At 64.7% G+C, this 14261-nt stretch carries 23 protein-coding genes; 1 reads left to right on the top strand and 22 read right to left on the bottom strand.

From position 1 onward, the window contains the following. Window position 1: 1 nt before the first annotated feature. The 22 genes from ABE463_RS08715 to ABE463_RS08610 form a co-directional block, all read right to left on the bottom strand. A complete protein-coding gene (locus ABE463_RS08715; protein ID WP_346467884.1) occupies window positions 2–1294 on the bottom strand; it encodes a phage portal protein in 1293 nt (430 codons plus the stop codon). Continuing rightward, on the bottom strand, window positions 1291–2982 hold the full coding sequence (locus ABE463_RS08710; protein ID WP_346467883.1) for a terminase TerL endonuclease subunit: 1692 nt from the start codon (window positions 2980–2982) through the stop codon (window positions 1291–1293). The genes ABE463_RS08715 and ABE463_RS08710 overlap by 4 nt, the downstream gene beginning before the upstream one ends. Then, on the bottom strand, window positions 2975–3403 hold the full coding sequence (locus tag ABE463_RS08705; protein ID WP_070427050.1) for a hypothetical protein: 429 nt from the start codon (window positions 3401–3403) through the stop codon (window positions 2975–2977). The genes ABE463_RS08710 and ABE463_RS08705 overlap by 8 nt, the downstream gene beginning before the upstream one ends. Window positions 3404–3574: 171 nt before the next feature. Beyond that, entirely contained in the window at window positions 3575–3871 is a 297-nt protein-coding gene (locus ABE463_RS08700; protein ID WP_346467882.1) for an HNH endonuclease signature motif containing protein, read from the bottom strand. A 47-nt stretch (window positions 3872–3918) separates the two neighbouring features. Continuing rightward, on the bottom strand, window positions 3919–4329 hold the full coding sequence (locus ABE463_RS08695) for a lysis system i-spanin subunit Rz (protein WP_346468015.1): 411 nt from the start codon (window positions 4327–4329) through the stop codon (window positions 3919–3921). Window positions 4330–4381: 52 nt separating this feature from the next. Continuing rightward, the gene (locus tag ABE463_RS08690) at window positions 4382–4597 is read right to left on the bottom strand and encodes a hypothetical protein (RefSeq protein WP_121042010.1); all 216 of its coding nucleotides are present in this window, start codon (window positions 4595–4597) and stop codon (window positions 4382–4384) included. Beyond that, on the bottom strand, window positions 4594–4920 hold the full coding sequence (locus tag ABE463_RS08685) for a hypothetical protein (protein WP_346467881.1): 327 nt from the start codon (window positions 4918–4920) through the stop codon (window positions 4594–4596). The genes ABE463_RS08690 and ABE463_RS08685 overlap by 4 nt, the downstream gene beginning before the upstream one ends. Then, entirely contained in the window at window positions 4920–5402 is a 483-nt protein-coding gene (locus ABE463_RS08680; protein WP_346467880.1) for a glycosyl hydrolase 108 family protein, read from the bottom strand. Before ABE463_RS08680 ends, ABE463_RS08685 begins: the two co-directional genes overlap by 1 nt. A gap of 163 nt (window positions 5403–5565) precedes the next feature. Next, the gene (locus tag ABE463_RS08675) at window positions 5566–6318 is read right to left on the bottom strand and encodes a hypothetical protein (RefSeq protein WP_346467879.1); all 753 of its coding nucleotides are present in this window, start codon (window positions 6316–6318) and stop codon (window positions 5566–5568) included. An 85-nt stretch (window positions 6319–6403) separates the two neighbouring features. Continuing rightward, window positions 6404–7111 (bottom strand): hypothetical protein, encoded by a 708-nt coding sequence (locus ABE463_RS08670; protein WP_346467878.1) that lies wholly within the window; start codon window positions 7109–7111, stop codon window positions 6404–6406. Further along, on the bottom strand, window positions 7095–7499 hold the full coding sequence (locus ABE463_RS08665; protein WP_346467877.1) for a hypothetical protein: 405 nt from the start codon (window positions 7497–7499) through the stop codon (window positions 7095–7097). Before ABE463_RS08665 ends, ABE463_RS08670 begins: the two co-directional genes overlap by 17 nt. Next, entirely contained in the window at window positions 7496–7927 is a 432-nt protein-coding gene (locus tag ABE463_RS08660) for a phosphohydrolase (RefSeq protein WP_346467876.1), read from the bottom strand. Before ABE463_RS08660 ends, ABE463_RS08665 begins: the two co-directional genes overlap by 4 nt. Continuing rightward, on the bottom strand, window positions 7924–8412 hold the full coding sequence (locus ABE463_RS08655; protein ID WP_346467875.1) for a hypothetical protein: 489 nt from the start codon (window positions 8410–8412) through the stop codon (window positions 7924–7926). Before ABE463_RS08655 ends, ABE463_RS08660 begins: the two co-directional genes overlap by 4 nt. Next, window positions 8409–8777 (bottom strand): Ref family recombination enhancement nuclease, encoded by a 369-nt coding sequence (locus ABE463_RS08650; RefSeq protein ID WP_346467874.1) that lies wholly within the window; start codon window positions 8775–8777, stop codon window positions 8409–8411. Before ABE463_RS08650 ends, ABE463_RS08655 begins: the two co-directional genes overlap by 4 nt. Next, window positions 8777–9013 carry a hypothetical protein gene (locus tag ABE463_RS08645; protein WP_346467873.1) on the bottom strand — a complete coding sequence of 79 codons (237 nt, stop codon included), beginning with the start codon at window positions 9011–9013 and terminating at the stop codon, window positions 8777–8779. Before ABE463_RS08645 ends, ABE463_RS08650 begins: the two co-directional genes overlap by 1 nt. Then, window positions 9010–9939, bottom strand: a complete 930-nt coding sequence (locus tag ABE463_RS08640) for a DHHA1 domain-containing protein (protein WP_346467872.1) — start codon at window positions 9937–9939, stop codon at window positions 9010–9012. Before ABE463_RS08640 ends, ABE463_RS08645 begins: the two co-directional genes overlap by 4 nt. Then, window positions 9936–10178 carry a hypothetical protein gene (locus tag ABE463_RS08635; RefSeq protein WP_346467871.1) on the bottom strand — a complete coding sequence of 81 codons (243 nt, stop codon included), beginning with the start codon at window positions 10176–10178 and terminating at the stop codon, window positions 9936–9938. The genes ABE463_RS08640 and ABE463_RS08635 overlap by 4 nt, the downstream gene beginning before the upstream one ends. Then, window positions 10178–10729 (bottom strand): hypothetical protein, encoded by a 552-nt coding sequence (locus tag ABE463_RS08630; RefSeq protein WP_346467870.1) that lies wholly within the window; start codon window positions 10727–10729, stop codon window positions 10178–10180. Before ABE463_RS08630 ends, ABE463_RS08635 begins: the two co-directional genes overlap by 1 nt. Then, window positions 10722–11585, bottom strand: coding sequence for a helix-turn-helix domain-containing protein (locus tag ABE463_RS08625; protein ID WP_346467869.1), 864 nt, complete (start codon window positions 11583–11585; stop codon window positions 10722–10724). Before ABE463_RS08625 ends, ABE463_RS08630 begins: the two co-directional genes overlap by 8 nt. 3 nt (window positions 11586–11588) lie before the next feature. After that, entirely contained in the window at window positions 11589–11912 is a 324-nt protein-coding gene (locus ABE463_RS08620; RefSeq protein WP_346467868.1) for a winged helix-turn-helix domain-containing protein, read from the bottom strand. Continuing rightward, window positions 11909–12352: a phage regulatory CII family protein gene (locus ABE463_RS08615; RefSeq protein ID WP_346467867.1), complete on the bottom strand. Its 444-nt coding sequence runs from the start codon at window positions 12350–12352 to the stop codon at window positions 11909–11911. The genes ABE463_RS08620 and ABE463_RS08615 overlap by 4 nt, the downstream gene beginning before the upstream one ends. A 96-nt stretch (window positions 12353–12448) precedes the next feature. Further along, entirely contained in the window at window positions 12449–12943 is a 495-nt protein-coding gene (locus ABE463_RS08610) for a YdaS family helix-turn-helix protein (RefSeq protein WP_346467866.1), read from the bottom strand. Between the two features lie 56 nt (window positions 12944–12999). Here ABE463_RS08610 and ABE463_RS08605 point away from each other — a divergent pair, with 56 nt between their 5' ends. Next, window positions 13000–13749, top strand: a complete 750-nt coding sequence (locus tag ABE463_RS08605) for an XRE family transcriptional regulator (protein ID WP_346467865.1) — start codon at window positions 13000–13002, stop codon at window positions 13747–13749. The last annotated feature ends 512 nt before the right edge of the window (window positions 13750–14261 follow it).

Genomic DNA, 14261 nt, shown 5'->3' with positions numbered 1-14261 from the left:
CTTATTCCTTGCTGGTGGCGTCAGGCACGCCGAGGAAAGCGCGCATTGACGCGCGGGCTGCGTTTCCGTCTTCGGCCTGGCCGAGCTTGTCCAGTGGCGCCAACGCCGTCTGGACCGTGAGCACAGCGGCGTTTCCGCCCATGGGCTCCCGGTCTTCCAGCTCGCGGACTTCGTCACGCGTCAGGATGCCGTTGTTGACCATAGCGGCGTAAAAGGAAGCGCGGCCGGCGCTATCAGCACGGAGCAGCCCTTCCACCGCAAACTTCGGGTAGTACCTCAGTCGTTCCGCCGGCGTCAGAAGATCCTTGCTGATCGCCTGCTCGATTCGTCGAAGCCACGGCCCCAGGGTGAAGGTGAGGAAGCCGATCATCTGCTGCTCGATGCCCGTTCCCCAGCTGGTGGATTTCTCGCTGTGACCCACCATGAAGGGCGGTACGCGGAACCATCGGCAGATTTCCTCTACCGAGAAGGCGCGAGATTCGAGCAGCTGCGCATCGGATGGGTTGATGCCGATCGTCTTGATTTCTGAACCGGCCTCGAGGATGACGGGACGGCCGGCATTGACCGCACCGCTCAAGGCCTCCAGGGTCTCGCGCGCCTCATCGCGTTGACCGGGCTTCAATGTATTCGGATACGTGATCGCCGTGGTCGGCATCAGCCCCTTCGCGAACGTGGAGCTAGCAGCCATGTCAGCGCCAATGGCTGCACCAAACACCTCAGCCCCGTAGCCGATGACGGAAACACCCTCTTTTCCGTCGAGGGAGAAGCCCGGGATCCCCCACACCCGCTCGTTCGGTATTTCCCGCTGGAGTCCATTTTCATCGGTGTACCGCCAGACCTTGACCCCATCCCGTCGGAACGAGGTGAGCCGGTCCGGGTGCAGGAAATGAAGGCCTACCACACGGCCGCCAATCATCAGCTTCTCGCAGCGAGCATTCCCGCGCAGCAGCATCGCAGCCACGCTCGCCTCCCAATGCACTGCGGCTGTCGTGTCAGCGTTGGGCTGATCGTGCAGGATGAACTGGAGCGGATGGTGGCTCGCCACCCTTTTGCCGCCGCTCGTCTTCTCGTACATCGAAAGCGGTAGCGTCGATATGGTCTCTGAGATGAGCCGAACGCACGACCATACTGCCGACAGCTTCAACACCGTCTCGTCGTTTATCGGCACGCCGGCAGCCGAGTGAGCGCCGAAGTACTTGGTCCAGAACTCGCCATCGGTCAGGTGAACAGGCACACCCAGCCATTTCAGCGCCGCCGAACGCAAGCGGCCCGGCTTGGCTGCCTTGGTCTTCATCCGATCACCGGGTTGGAAATGAAGTCGCTGGCGTCGTCCTGGCCAGCGGTAGGCATGCTGAGACCAATAGCCATCAGCAGTGCCGCCATGTCATCGATCTTGTCCGGCGATCGCTTCTTGTCAGGCTTCATATTCAGGTTTCCGTCTTTCACAGCGATGAGGTTGGACGCACACCAGTTCAGGACCTGGTCGTTCCCGTGGCACACCTTTTTTCCGATGTACGCCCGTTCCAGCTCCTGCATGGCTGGGTGGTAGTTCTTCGTGGTCTGGTTGAACTCGACCAGCGGGTGCCCATCGGCCAAGAGCCGCTGTGCAATTTCAGCAGCGTTCCAGCGGTCGTAGCCGATCGCCAGAGGTGCGAACCGGGCGATGTCTTCACGAATCCGCGCCTCCACCACGCTGTAGTCGGTGACCTCGCCTTCGGTAGCCTCAATCAACCCGGCAGCCACCCAACCCGCATACGGAACCACGCCGCGCTCAGTGCGTGCCCGCACCGCGTCCGCCGGAACGAATCGACGGCCCCAGGTGTAATAGACGTCGTCCACCTTCCACACCAGGCGCCAAGACGTCATATCCAGCGTGCTGGCCAGATCGAATGCGCCCCAGCACGGCTGCCCGGCGAGCCAGTCCAGATCGACGGCGCCGCCGCACTTCTGCCACTTCGTCAGGTCCACCCAGCCGGTGGCGGAGGAAGCCGGCCGGTTGAGCCGCTTGATCTTGAATTCGGCCAGCTTCGAGGGCATCTGCCGCGCCTCGACGGCCTCCTTGCGGATCGCCTTCAGCAGGTGCGGGTTAGCGTCCATCAGCGGGTTGGCCTTGGGCCAAGCCGATTCGTCGAACTCGTCGTCGTCATCGTCAACGGCGAAGAACACCACCAGGAAGTGGTCGGCCGAGTCGCCCAGGATGCCTTGCAGCACCTGCTTGGCGAACTGCCTTATTTCCCCCCACGGCCCCGGGTTGGTATACCCCTCGGTCGTGGTGTAAAGCCACAGCGGGTTGCTGCGTGCGCCCGCCGCTGACGTCAGCACATTCAACAGGTCCGCCGACTTGTGAGCGTGGATTTCATCCAGGCCTACGTGCGACGGATTCAGGCCGTCCTGCGTGCTCGCCTTGGAGTTGATGGGCTTGAAGGTTGCCCCCGTCTCCACGCGACTGATCGCGTTGGCCCAGCACGCAAGCCCGAACGCCTCCTGCAGGTCGGGCGTCTTCTCCGTCATCCGCTTGGCGACGTTGAAGATGATCCGTGCCTGGCTGCCGGTCGTGGCCGCCGAGATGATCTGGGCGCCCTCTTCCTCTTCACAGCACTGGCAGTACAGCAGGATCGCCGCGGCCAACGTGGACTTGGCGTTCTTGCGGGCAACTGCGAACAGCGCCGAGGTGAAGCGCCGGCTGCCATCGAGGTTGCGGAAGCCGAACAGCTGCACCACGAAGAACACGTGGGACCGGTGCAGCTCGATCTCCGGTCGTGCCCACTTCCCTTCAACGTGGGGCAGCTTCTCGATGAAGTCGCATGGATCGCATGCGTGCCACTCATCGAACAGGAACGGCGGCCGCTTCCGCTTGGCGCGCTTGAGGTCCGCGAGGAACCGCTTGCCTGCCAGCCGAATCCACTTGCCGAACTTCTTTCCCTTCTTGTCGGCTACCGCCTCTTCGGCATATGCCGTGGCGATACCAACGTAATCACGCACGGGTCTTCCGCTTCGCACCGTTGTTGGCGAAGGCGTTCCCGGTCTTCTCGACATCGCCTGACGGCCGGACCTTGCCCTGGGCAACGGGCGTCAACCCGAAGTCGTTCATCAGGCCGCGCAGCTGCGAGACCATCGACGCCACCGGGGCCAGGCCGGCGGCGTAGAGCTGCACGGTATTTCCATGCAGCGCGCACAGCTGGCCGAACGCGGACAGGCCTGCCTCGGTGAGCAGCTTGTTTGCGTGCAGGATCGGTGCCAGCCGGTCCCATTCCTTGATGGCGTGGGCATTCGGTAGCCAATCCGGCGCCGGCGGTACGTCGGATACCAGGGGCAGCTCGGCGGCCGGCGCCGGCGGCGCGCGGTCGGGGCGATCCGTTCCGGCCACCACTTTCAGCGATGTCGGTTTGCGGGGATTCGCCATGTTCGTTCCGAGGGCGGCCGGGTGACCGCGAAAAAATGGTTTTTCTCAACTGACGGTGCATATAAACGCCTGGGCGCACGGTCAGGCGTGCGGACGCGCTGAACTTTCGACCCGCCCCTCCCCCGTTCAGGTTCGTGATGCTGATTTTCGTTCAGCTTCAGATGGATCCGTTCAGCTTCGCGCATTGGGCCGCGGCCGGTTGCCGAAGCCACCGTCCTCGCCTGCTGTCTTCACGTCGTGGCAGCGCTTGCACAGCGGCTGCCAGTTGCTGGTGTCCCAGAAGAGCTCCTGGTCACCGCGATGGGGAATGACGTGATCGACGATGCGAGCAAGGGTCACTCGCCCATTTCGCTGACACTCCGCGCAGAGCGGGTCACGCTTGAGGAACGTCTCGCGTGCCTTCTGCCATCGCCCGCCGTAGCCGCGCTGTGCAGTGGTGAGGCGGACAGCCTCCGCTGGGACATGCACCGCTGCCTCGACCTTGCGGGGCCGATGCTTAGGAGCACGCGCCGGCACTATCTATCTGCCCGGATCACGGCTTGGCAGGCGCGAAGTTGGTCGTCGGCGTCTCGACCGATTCCAATAGCAGGGCCCGCAACCGTGACTCCGAGGTCGGCGGGCGCATCACGTTGGGCGGCGCCGGCGGCAGCTTCGGACAGGCGACCGGTGTGGCAGGTCGCGAGGTCGTGGCGCAGCCGGACAGTGCCAGCATGCAGCTCAGCCACAACAGCAGCAGGGACGGCCTCGGCCGCAGCGCGGTCTTCTTCATGCTTCGCTCCGATGGTGGCCATGGTGTCGGCCTGGGTGTGCTCAGTCGTGCGGGCTTGGTTTACCTGGTCAGCCGCCGCGGCGCTGGTGCTTGCCTCCTGTCGCGCTTCCGCTCCCTCGGCTCGGTCGCCACGCCAAGCCCAACCAGTGCCAAACATCCCGGCCGACCACGCAACGAACGCGAGCACTGCGATCAGCGTGCGATTCATATCAGGCCCCATTGCCCCTGCGGGTCATGCCGAAGAAGTAACCGATCACCATGCCGGTGGCGTTGTTCAAGCCGCCAATCAGCATGCCGAACGAATCCTTGTTCTCGGGCGGGATGGCGATAGACACCAGCGCGGCCATGGCCATGCCGACCAGGAACAGCACCAGCACGGCGATGCCCACGCGGGCCGCGCCGACGTTTCGGGTCGCGAAGGTCATGCGGCACCTGCCAGTGCGTGAATCTCGCGCAGCGCCCAGTGGTACAGCGGCTGGTCGACCACGGTGACCCGTGTCAGCTCCTTGCCCCGCACCACGCGCACTGCGACATCGGTGGACTGCTGAATGGCCAGCAGCACGAAAGCGATACGTTGTTTGGTGGCATCAGGCTCCTGCATTACTGCCAGAGCGTCGCTCACCATGCCCCGGATGGTCACCATCAGCTCAGCGGTCGGCACCTTCGCCTTACCGTCCAGAACGAGCAACACACCCTGTAGCTGGCTGACCGGCGACAGCCGGGCCTTCTTTTTTGCTGCCGCCGTCATCAGTTGTCCTGTGCGGCGTACCGCAGATTCCCGGCGACGCGACGCGTCCAGCCCTTCCCGAACGTATCGAACGTGCTCAGCTTGGCGTAGAACTCCAGCCGCTCGGCGTTGAACAACAGCACCAGATCGGCGGGATCCTTGCTTGCCACTGCGGCCATGGTGCGCGGCCCGATAACACCATCGTCGGCAACACCCGCAGCTCTCTGGATCCAGCGCGCGGCATTGCCGATACCGTGGTTCACGGCAGCATCCAGTGCCTGGAACGCGAATGCCCGGGGCAGCTTTTCGCCCTGAACCCGCAACCAGAAGTCCTTGCGATAGATCTCAACTGCATCAGCGCGGGTCAGAGCGCGGATGTTGAGGTGGGGATAAGAGCGCTTGCTGATGCCCCACTGAGTCTCACCGCCGGGGTCCCGGGGATCGTTTACGTACCCACCCTCATGGGCCAGCACGCGATTGATGACCTCATCGAACTGGCTCATGTCTACCTCGGAATGGCGCCCGCCCCGCTGCCGGCTAGGCGCGAGGGTTGATCCGGTCTGGGAAGCGGGCAAAGAAAAAGCCCCGGTGGTTGGCCGGGGCTGGGTCGTGCGCGATGGTAGTGAATCTACCCTCAAAACTGCGGGAGCATCAATCCCGCACCACTCACCACAGCTTCTTAGCCATCCCGACGACATTGAACACGGAGGGCTTAAAGATGGATGGTGATCCTATAGCGGAAGCAGCACCTATCCATCCATAGAACCACCCGCTGCGCTCCGCCACGACCCGCAGGAAATGATTGGCACTGGATCCGGCGTGAATATGCTGCCTGAGTAGAAATTCCTCAATCCGCCAATGATCGAGCGGCTCAATCAAAGTGGCGGCATTATCAATAGCATCTAGGGCCTTTCTGGCTTGCCGTAGGGCAATCGTCGTCAGGATGCTGGTCCTGATCACCGGGCCGAACTTGCGCTCGATGTCAAAGAATCTTCGCGAGATGGTGCCAAACCCCCGCTGTGCAGATGGCAATGATCGCGAAGCTCCCAACATTTCTTTGAAATCGCGCTGTAGAGCGGCCGTGATACAAGCCGGAACTCCGATTTGGGCACTCGCGAGTGCCTCTCTCCCATCACTTTCGACTTTTGCCATCCTCTCGGCAATATGCGTGCACTCGTTGATAAGGCTAGCGGCATCCGCCTGGATGTTGGTGATCTCCGCTTCGAGTGCCAGTTTGATATCCAGTTGCTTGGCTTCTATGAAGCCTCGTCGCGCCGCGATCGCAATCAGTAGGGCACCAAAAGCGATACTTGCCTCTATCTTCGTTGCCAAGATTTCCAAGAGCTGCGGCAGGGTCAGCGGAGTCACCCCGATCCATCGTTCCGCGTTGACGTAGATCAGGGCGAGAATCAGCAGCATGACCGCTGGACGCCTCAAAGCGATCCAAAGAAGTAAGGGGAATGAGCCCAACAGGAGCATTCGCCTTTTCACAGGTGTGTCCATATCAAGCCGCCGAAGATTCCCCTTTGCCCAGGGCCATCATAAGCGCCCAGGACGCCTCCTGTTCAGCCTCTTGCATCTGGCTTATCAGCCACTCGTACACCCCGCGCCATTTGGCCCGATAGGTAGACTCGTCGCGCCCGATGGCAGCGGCGCGCCGTCGGTCGCTCACCGCGCCCAGTCCTGACCCGCTGCAAACCTTGCAGACCACTCGAAGATCCCCGGCCATCGTTTCGCCGCGCCCCTCGCAGGAAGGGCAATGCGGCCTGGTGGCGATCTCGTCGATCACGGCGCCGGCCAGGCTCGGCAGCGACTCCAAGGTGCTGATCGGCCAGCACTGCGCCTTGATCTGACCAAGGCGGAGGGCGGCCCGGTCGCGCTCGGCCCGCTGCTCAGCCGTCACCGCACCGGCCCATCCCATGCACACCTCGGCCAACCCCAGCTCCGTGCGCGCGTCCGCAAGGCGACGCTGCTGTCGGCGCAGCTCGGGGGTCACCAGGGCGATCACCGCGTCCCGCAGCTTGTGCCGGCGCAGCGCAGCGCCGTCCGGCCACCAGCACGCCTCCAGCAGCTCCCGGCCCAGCCCGGCAGGCACCATGCCCAGCGCAGCCGCAATGTCCTGATTGGTCAGGTCGGGCGTCCCGCCGCGGCCGGTGTCGAATTTGACGGTGGACGGACCCAGACGGGCCATCAGCTCACGGACGTTTGCCATCTTCTTTCCCCAGTTGATCGTTGGTTTGTCCTGCGCCGGTGATACGCACCACCACCTGCCCGCCCGGGCGGCGCTCGTTCTTCACGTCCGGGTGGCTCTTAAACCGCTTGTCGTCGATGCCCAGCACCTGGGCGATCCCGTCCCGGTACGCCTTGCAGCGGCCGAGCATGTTGTCGTCGTCCGGCAGCTTCTTGCCCGGCGCCTGGTAGAAGTCGAACCACAGGTCCAGGCGCCCCTCCGGCAGCCAGGCGTCGCGCAGGCCGGCCTCGAAGGCCAGCACCACGGCAGCCTGACGTGCCGCCTTTGTGGCCTTGGCCTTCACCCGCCAGTGAACCCGCGCGTTCGGCGACAGGTCCTTGCTCGGCCACGGCAGGACCAGCTCGATCATGCGGACCCCAGTGCAGCGCGCGCCTTTGCATACTTCGTGCGCAGCCGATCGGCCGTCGCCGGATCCAGCAGCGCCAAGCGTGCCTCGTCACTGTTGTCGGCGATATCGGCAAGCTTCACCTTCAGCGCGAGGGAATTCTGGCGAATGTTCCAGTAGTAGAACGCGTCGCCGCGGTCCGGCGTTCGGCTCAGGTCGGCAACCGCTTCCGCGATGATCGGCGGGAACAGAAGCACCGAGTGCGCATACGCGGGGCAGTCCTCCAGCACGTCGTGTAGCCAAGCGACCGCCTCAGCCTGGTCGTCGCCCTCGACTGCCGCCGCAACCCGTGCGACGTGCTCGATGTAAGGCCGGCCAGCCTTGTCCACCTGCCCAGCGTGCGCTTCCTGCGCGAGCCAGCGAGCCTCGTTGACGAAGGGACAGTCGCTCATGCCGCCCGCTCCATCTGCTCCCAGTGCGCCGTCAGGCGCTGCACCCGGCCGCCCCGTGCCAGGAACTGCTCCACCGTCTCGGCCGGTCCGTCCGCCTTCACGGTGGCTGGTGCTGGCGTGTTCGCCGCCCGGAGACCGACGCGTGATGCCCGCGTACGCTGCAGCCGGGCCGCGCGGTCACGTTGGGATCGCAGGGCAGCGCGCTCGCGGCGGCGCTCCTGCAGTTGTTCCTCGGTGAGGCGCTGGCGCTTCATGCCCTGCCCGCTGGCCTTGAAGCTGGCCTTCATTCCGCGCCCCTGCTTCACCAAGAACCCGCAGCGCACCAGCCACGGCAAGGTGTCGCGGATGCTCTCGAGTTCCTGCCGCTGAGCCGGGCCGGCCGCGCCCATGCGCTCGTAGAGCATCTGGGAGGTCAGGTACTGGTCCGGGGAGGCGTTGAACACCTGCCTCAGCTCCTGCGTCAGTTCACCATACTTCTTGCTCATGCTGCTTCCCTCAGTTGGTTGACCACCGTCTGCTGCTCGATCAGCTCGTCGTCGGTCCCGTAGGTCTCGTGGAAGGTCCGCGAGCCATCCATCAGGCTCGGGCCCCATTTCTCGCGCATCTGCGCGAATGTGTTGTTTCCGAATGGGTGCCGGCGGTGGTGCCACACGCACAGGCAGAAGCCGAACCAGTGGCCACGCCGGATGTTTCCGGACTTGGTGTGCTGGTAGTCGCCGCCAACAAACACCTGCTCGATGTCCAGGAGCCCCTGCAGCACCAACGACAGGCACGCCATGCACGGGCCCACCTTGGATGCCTCGATGCGGGCGTCCTCGGCAGCGGTCGGCGGCGGCGCGCTGGACCACATCAGCGCGCGCCCGCCCGGCGCTTCTCGTCGCGGTCGGCGAGGCGCCACCCGTGCTGCCAGGCCAGCGCCTTCTCGCCCAACGGCTGCACCTTCCGCGGCTCCAGCTCGTCCTGGGTGTCCACCCACACCATGTGCGGGTTGGTGCTAAGTCCGGCGCCGTCCAACCGGGCCGAGTACCCGGCGTTGATCTGGGCGGCGTACTTGCTGCGGGAGCTGAAGGCGGTGAAGTCCATCACGCCCTCGCCAGTTCGTGGTTGCGCGGGACCGTGAACCCTGCAGCGCGCGCATGCCCGCCGCCGCCGTACAGCTTGGCGACCTCGCTCACGTCCACGCCCTGATCGGTCGAGCGCAGGCTGAACACCCGGCCGCCGTCCTTATCGTAGTAGCACGCCGCGAACGGCTGGCCCTGCGCCATCAGGTGCCCGGCGTCGCTGGCCAGGGTGTACGGCAGGCTCGCCACCGGCACCTCGTAGTGACCGATCACCATCTGGCGCTTCGCCACCTTCACCAGCTCGGCTACGTCCTTGTGGTGCTTGCGCTCGATCGCCACGCCCTGGGCACGCAGCGTCTCCATCGGCGTCTCCATCAGCAGGTCCCACACGTCGAACTCGTAGGGGTAGCTGAAGACCGCCGCCTGGATCTCGCGCGTGCCCGGCAGCGCGAAGCGCCACAGGTCCCGGTCTTCCACGTGGTCGATCAGCTCAGGCCGGGGTGCGCCGGGGTGGAAGAAGTCCCACGCGATGCCCGCGCCGCTGCGGTCCATGTCGAACAGCGCGTAGATCATCGCCTTGCGGATGCCCTCGCACTTGTCCTGCTCAACCCACCCTTGGAAGTGACGCCAGGTCGGGTCGGCATCGACGTCGAAGCCTTCAATGCGAACAACGGTCAGCTGGTCGTCAGCGGTCAAGGGATTGGCTGGCATATCGGCCTCGGCGCTCTTGTGGTGGTCCAGCACCAAGATCGACCGGGAGACCAGTTGAAGGTCCAGCATCACGTGCGGCGGATAGCAGAAGTCCACCAACACAAGATCGCGGCCTTCGGCCGGCGGCGGCGGCGCACCGTGGACGGCCGCGTGGAAGTCGCATTCCATCGCCTGGCGCACGGCCCATGCCGCGGTGAAGCCGTCGGCGCAGTTGGCGTGGTAGATGACCAGTGGTTTCATCGGGCTGTTGCTCCTGTCTGTGTGGCGGTGCGGCGGCGGCGGGCCGGCGCGCGATGGCATTGGCGGGCCAGCGCTTCCAACCGCAGCGCCTCGCCCAGGTAGTAGTCGTGGCGCTCTTGGCGCTCGGTCGCGGTGAACTGCACGTCGATCAGCGCCGTCTCGGCCGCCACACGGTTGGCCTTGGCCAGCCGCGCCGGGTCGTGTTCGAAGATGTCCAGCTGGGTCCGCAGCGCGCGCATCAGGCCGCCTCCGCTGCGCCGGCGTCGGCATCCATCAGCCCGGCCACGCCCATCGCCTCGACCTCCGATTCCGACAGGTGCAGTTCGCGGGCGATCTCCGCCATGTGCTGCTGCACCTGCTCGCGGCTGGCCGGCACCTGCTCGCGGACTTCGTGCTCAATCTCGGCCACCGGCGCCTCGGGCAGCGCCCCGCCGCGCATGACGTGCTCGCGGGCCTGGTCGTACGCTTCGCGCAGCAGGCGGTCGGCCATGTCGGCGCTGGCCATCCGGTAACGGTGGCCATCGAGGTACTGCCACACCAGCCGGGTGAACCCATCCTGCTTGCCCACATCGGCGCGCACCGCGGCGAAGGCCGGCACGCCCAGACAGCGCAGGCGGAACTCGGGCAGCGTCGGCGGCCAGGGATCGGCGCAGCTGATGCAGGCGCTGATGCCGGCGGCCAGTTGCTCGCCCGTCAGGCCGGCCAGACCCTTCGCCCAGGTCAGCGCAGCGCCCTCGTTCGGGTTGTCGCCGTAGCTGCCCGTCCAGCGGCCGCCGTAGATCTCAGCCATCCGAACCCACAGGGTGCGCGTCACCGTCGAGGACAGGGCTGCGCGCGGCGTCTGCGTCGGCACGCTCGCCATCGATGGCATGGCGGAGGACACGCTCGGCAGGAGATTCGCGACGGATTGCATGGGTGCCTCCAGTGGGACGGTTGGTGGTGGTCAGCTCGCGTTCGAGCCAGGCAGCTTCGAAGCCCTGCCAGTTGCGGTTGCAGCACTTGCGGAGGCAGTCATCGACGGTGAAGCCGAGGGCAGCGGCCTGGTGCAGTTCGTGGCCGAAGCTGGCGAGCACGGTCGGTGTCACCGGGGCGCGGCGCTGGCGGCGAAGCTGCAGCCAGTCGGCCAGGACCTGGGCGGACGGCGGGGTCGGCCAGGTCGAGAAATCCAGATCCGCCGGGTGGACGGTCGGCGCGCTTGCGCGCTTCTTTGCTTTTGGTGGTTCTACTGATGGTTCTATGGTGGTTAGGGTGACACCCGTGTCACCCGTCTCTGCTCCATTTGTCACCCGTCTCTTACCCGTGGTGTCACCCGTCTCCACCTGATTTGTCACCCGTGACAAGTTGTCACCCGTCGGGTCGATCGAGCCGCGCATGATCGCTGCGACGTTGAGCTGGTACTGCCGGGTCATTCCCGGCTTGCCGCCCAGAGAATTGCCCACCACCGACAGCCAGCCGGCATCGATCAGGTTGTGCAGGACGCGCTTCGCGTTGCGCTCGCTCATCGAGGCACGGATCGACACCAGCCGCACCGACGGATGCAGGCTCGCACCGTCATCGTTGGCCCAGTCGCACATCGCCAGAAGCACGAGCTTCGGCGCAGCGGCAAGGTCAAGGCGCCATGCGGCGGTCATCAGGCTGATGCTCATGGGTCAGGCCGCCGCCGCTTCGTTGGGGTCGCCGGCCGAAACCAGGTCCCACGTCATGGCGCGCCGGCCGCTGACCGCGCACTTCCTCGCTTCGCCATGGCAAACCAGCTCTGCTTCCAGCAGCTCCGGAAGACGGCGAGCGAGCATGAAGCGATCGAGGCCACTGGCCTGCGACAGCTCGGCGCTGGTCAGCCCCGGGTGCTGGCGCACTGCCGCAAGGGCACAGGCTTGCTGCTGGGTCTGCAAGCCGCTGCTGACGACGTAGCCCGCCGCCTCATGGCTGGTGCTGGGATCGGTCGCCCGGGCCGAGTGATTGGTGCTGCTCATTTCGCGTCCCCCCTTGCTGCAGCCTCTGCGTGCTGGCTGACCTGGACGATGGCGGCCATGACCTGTGCGCACGCACGGCTGATGGCGTCGGCCTCGTTCGGCGAGATCCGGCTGTCGGCCATCGCGTTTGAGATCAGTTCGGCCAGGCCGCCCTTCGCCGCAGCAGCGGTCAGAAGCGAGCCGATCAGCGAGCCCGACTCCGGAGCCTCGACACGCTGGGCCACGAAGCCATGCTCCGCGCACAGCGCGTGCAGGATCCGGAAGTCACCGGTGCGCGCCATCAGCGTGTCCGCCTCCTGCAAGCTCAGCAGGTTGCGGTCGTTGTTCGGGTTGACCTTCCCACGCAGGGTTGCATCGGACATTCCCATGCGCGGTGCCAGGGCGACGGAGCCGCCTGCGTGCTGGTGGACGGTGTCGTATGCGGCGTCGGTGACATTCATCGGAGGCGTACTCGAATGGATACGTGGGAACTTCTGCGGCGCAACATGAGCGCCATGGACCAATTCAAATCAGGGACGGTGGCCAGGGACGGCCAGTCAGGCGGCGTGGACGCCGAGGTCGATACGGTCAGCGTCCGGGTCGTCCGGCGCCGAAGCGGCCGGCGGCGCCTGTTCCTGCACACCGAGCAGCTTCAGCACCTGCGGCAGCGCTGGGACGCCCTGCTCTTCTGGCCAGGCCTCAACCTGCTCAACGGGCAGCTGCAGCAGCTTCGCCAGAGGCGCGTCGGTCTTGAAACCGAACGTGGCCCGCAGCGCGCGCTTGCTCATCCGGCTGTCGACCTTGGCCGAGATGGCCTGCCGGTCGGTTTGCACCGGCATCGGGCCGAACACCGCGGGCAGAAGCTCAAACCGGCTAACCGCTCCCCCGGTAGCGAGATCAATCTGGATTGCTCGCTCCGCCTTGATGGCCGTAGTGCCCTTCTCCCACTGGGAGACGAGACCTTGGGTGGCGGGCGTGCCCGTTTCCGTCAGCAAAGCAGCGAATGCCGCCTGCGACAGGCCCTTCTCTTTTCGGTAGGTGGGGATGTCCATTGCTCGATTATGAGTGCCGCTGATATCACGGTCAATAGTGCCGCTATTGGCAAATCATGAACGCATTAATTAGCGTTCCTCATATGGAAGCATCACGCAAAGCGAAGCCGACACCAGCCGATATCGCCGCCGCAGCGCGGCTGAAAGCGGCGTGGGCTGACAAGGCTCGTTCACTCGGTATCACCCAAGAGAAGCTGGCACACGAACTGGGCATCACCCAGGGCGCGGTCAGCCAGTACCTCAACGGCAAGATCCCGATGAACTACCGGACTCTCAAGGTGTTCGCGGCAGCTCTAGGAATTCAGGACACCGATATCAGGAACGATTTGCCCGAGCAGCAGTACAGCTCCCCCGCTCCCTCCGACGACGCTTGGGATGACATCGTCGGGTACTCTCAGGCTGCAGGGTTGGGGGCTGGCGCGGAAGCCGCCGAATACGCGGAGACGCATAGCCTCAAGTTCAAGAAGACCAGCCTGCGCCGCCGCGGGATCTACGGCCGCGACTTGGCTGTCTATTACGGCAAGGGCGACAGCATGGAGCCGACCATCAAGGACGGCGACGCAATCCTGTTCGACACCTCAGACACCCGCGTGGCGGATGGCCTGCTGTACGTGATCCAGGTGGATGGCATGGCACGGCCGGAGTATTTTGTGAAGCGCGCCATGGTGCTCGACACCGGCGTCTACTTCCAAAGCGACAACCCGCACGGCGACCATCAGTGGCGCAAGCCAAAGCCGATGGTCTCTAAGCGACACCCGATCACGGTGATCGGACGTGTCCACTGGATTGGCGGCTGGGCTGACTAAGGGTTCATGATCATGGCAAGGAACGCCCCACCCACTGTGGACCAGATCCGAGAACTGCGGCAGATCATAACCCTGCCAAAACGCTGGCTCTCAGCTGGTGAGATGCCATGGGTGGATGCTGGGGGTAAGCCTAAAGGCTTCACGTTCCGAGAACACCTGGCGCTAGAGGGTGGTCTTCAGCCCGCAACGCTCTTCGTCGATGGATACTTCAAGTCGTCGACAATCGAGGGGTCTCGAGACAAGCTCAGCCTTTGCTTGTTCTATAAGAATTCACGAATCCTTGGGATCGACGACGACGGTGCGAGCCGACATCGCAACGTTGTCGGTGTAGGTCGGCCTTTCTACCAACACACAATTAACCATCCTCACTTGCATACTGTGTCCGACGATTCGATCGATGGATATGCTGAACCCCTGCCAGAGAGCACTTTTGATGCCTTCTGGTCTCAGTTCCTCGAAATGGCTTCCATTGAGGGAGGCCCGAGATTCAGCCTGCCCCCTGCCCAGCGCGA

The organism is Stenotrophomonas sp. TWI819, from assembly GCF_039673075.1.
GTDB lineage: Bacteria > Pseudomonadota > Gammaproteobacteria > Xanthomonadales > Xanthomonadaceae > Stenotrophomonas > Stenotrophomonas rhizophila_B.
Note: the sequence above shows the minus strand (reverse complement) of the source record. Positions and strands in the feature narration are given on the sequence as shown.

Bases quoted from the DNA above. Each gene is read 5' to 3' on its own strand.
- ABE463_RS08640 (WP_346467872.1), bottom strand. From the start codon at position 9,939: ATGAAACCACTGGTCATCTACCACGCCAACTGCGCCGACGGCTTCACC.
- ABE463_RS08695 (WP_346468015.1), bottom strand. From the start codon at position 4,329: ATGTTTGGCACTGGTTGGGCTTGGCGTGGCGACCGAGCCGAGGGAGCG.
- ABE463_RS08705 (WP_070427050.1), bottom strand. From the start codon at position 3,403: ATGGCGAATCCCCGCAAACCGACATCGCTGAAAGTGGTGGCCGGAACG.
- ABE463_RS08650 (WP_346467874.1), bottom strand. From the start codon at position 8,777: ATGTGGTCCAGCGCGCCGCCGCCGACCGCTGCCGAGGACGCCCGCATC.
- ABE463_RS08685 (WP_346467881.1), bottom strand. From the start codon at position 4,920: ATGACGGCGGCAGCAAAAAAGAAGGCCCGGCTGTCGCCGGTCAGCCAG.
- ABE463_RS08605 (WP_346467865.1), top strand. From the start codon at position 13,000: ATGAACGCATTAATTAGCGTTCCTCATATGGAAGCATCACGCAAAGCG.
- ABE463_RS08660 (WP_346467876.1), bottom strand. From the start codon at position 7,927: ATGAGCGACTGTCCCTTCGTCAACGAGGCTCGCTGGCTCGCGCAGGAA.
- ABE463_RS08670 (WP_346467878.1), bottom strand. From the start codon at position 7,111: ATGGCAAACGTCCGTGAGCTGATGGCCCGTCTGGGTCCGTCCACCGTC.
- ABE463_RS08635 (WP_346467871.1), bottom strand. From the start codon at position 10,178: ATGCGCGCGCTGCGGACCCAGCTGGACATCTTCGAACACGACCCGGCG.
- ABE463_RS08715 (WP_346467884.1), bottom strand. From the start codon at position 1,294: ATGAAGACCAAGGCAGCCAAGCCGGGCCGCTTGCGTTCGGCGGCGCTG.
- ABE463_RS08675 (WP_346467879.1), bottom strand. From the start codon at position 6,318: ATGCTGCTGATTCTCGCCCTGATCTACGTCAACGCGGAACGATGGATC.
- ABE463_RS08620 (WP_346467868.1), bottom strand. From the start codon at position 11,912: ATGAGCAGCACCAATCACTCGGCCCGGGCGACCGATCCCAGCACCAGC.
- ABE463_RS08630 (WP_346467870.1), bottom strand. From the start codon at position 10,729: ATGGCTGAGATCTACGGCGGCCGCTGGACGGGCAGCTACGGCGACAAC.
- ABE463_RS08665 (WP_346467877.1), bottom strand. From the start codon at position 7,499: ATGATCGAGCTGGTCCTGCCGTGGCCGAGCAAGGACCTGTCGCCGAAC.
- ABE463_RS08615 (WP_346467867.1), bottom strand. From the start codon at position 12,352: ATGAATGTCACCGACGCCGCATACGACACCGTCCACCAGCACGCAGGC.
- ABE463_RS08655 (WP_346467875.1), bottom strand. From the start codon at position 8,412: ATGAGCAAGAAGTATGGTGAACTGACGCAGGAGCTGAGGCAGGTGTTC.
- ABE463_RS08680 (WP_346467880.1), bottom strand. From the start codon at position 5,402: ATGAGCCAGTTCGATGAGGTCATCAATCGCGTGCTGGCCCATGAGGGT.
- ABE463_RS08625 (WP_346467869.1), bottom strand. From the start codon at position 11,585: ATGAGCATCAGCCTGATGACCGCCGCATGGCGCCTTGACCTTGCCGCT.
- ABE463_RS08610 (WP_346467866.1), bottom strand. From the start codon at position 12,943: ATGGACATCCCCACCTACCGAAAAGAGAAGGGCCTGTCGCAGGCGGCA.
- ABE463_RS08690 (WP_121042010.1), bottom strand. From the start codon at position 4,597: ATGACCTTCGCGACCCGAAACGTCGGCGCGGCCCGCGTGGGCATCGCC.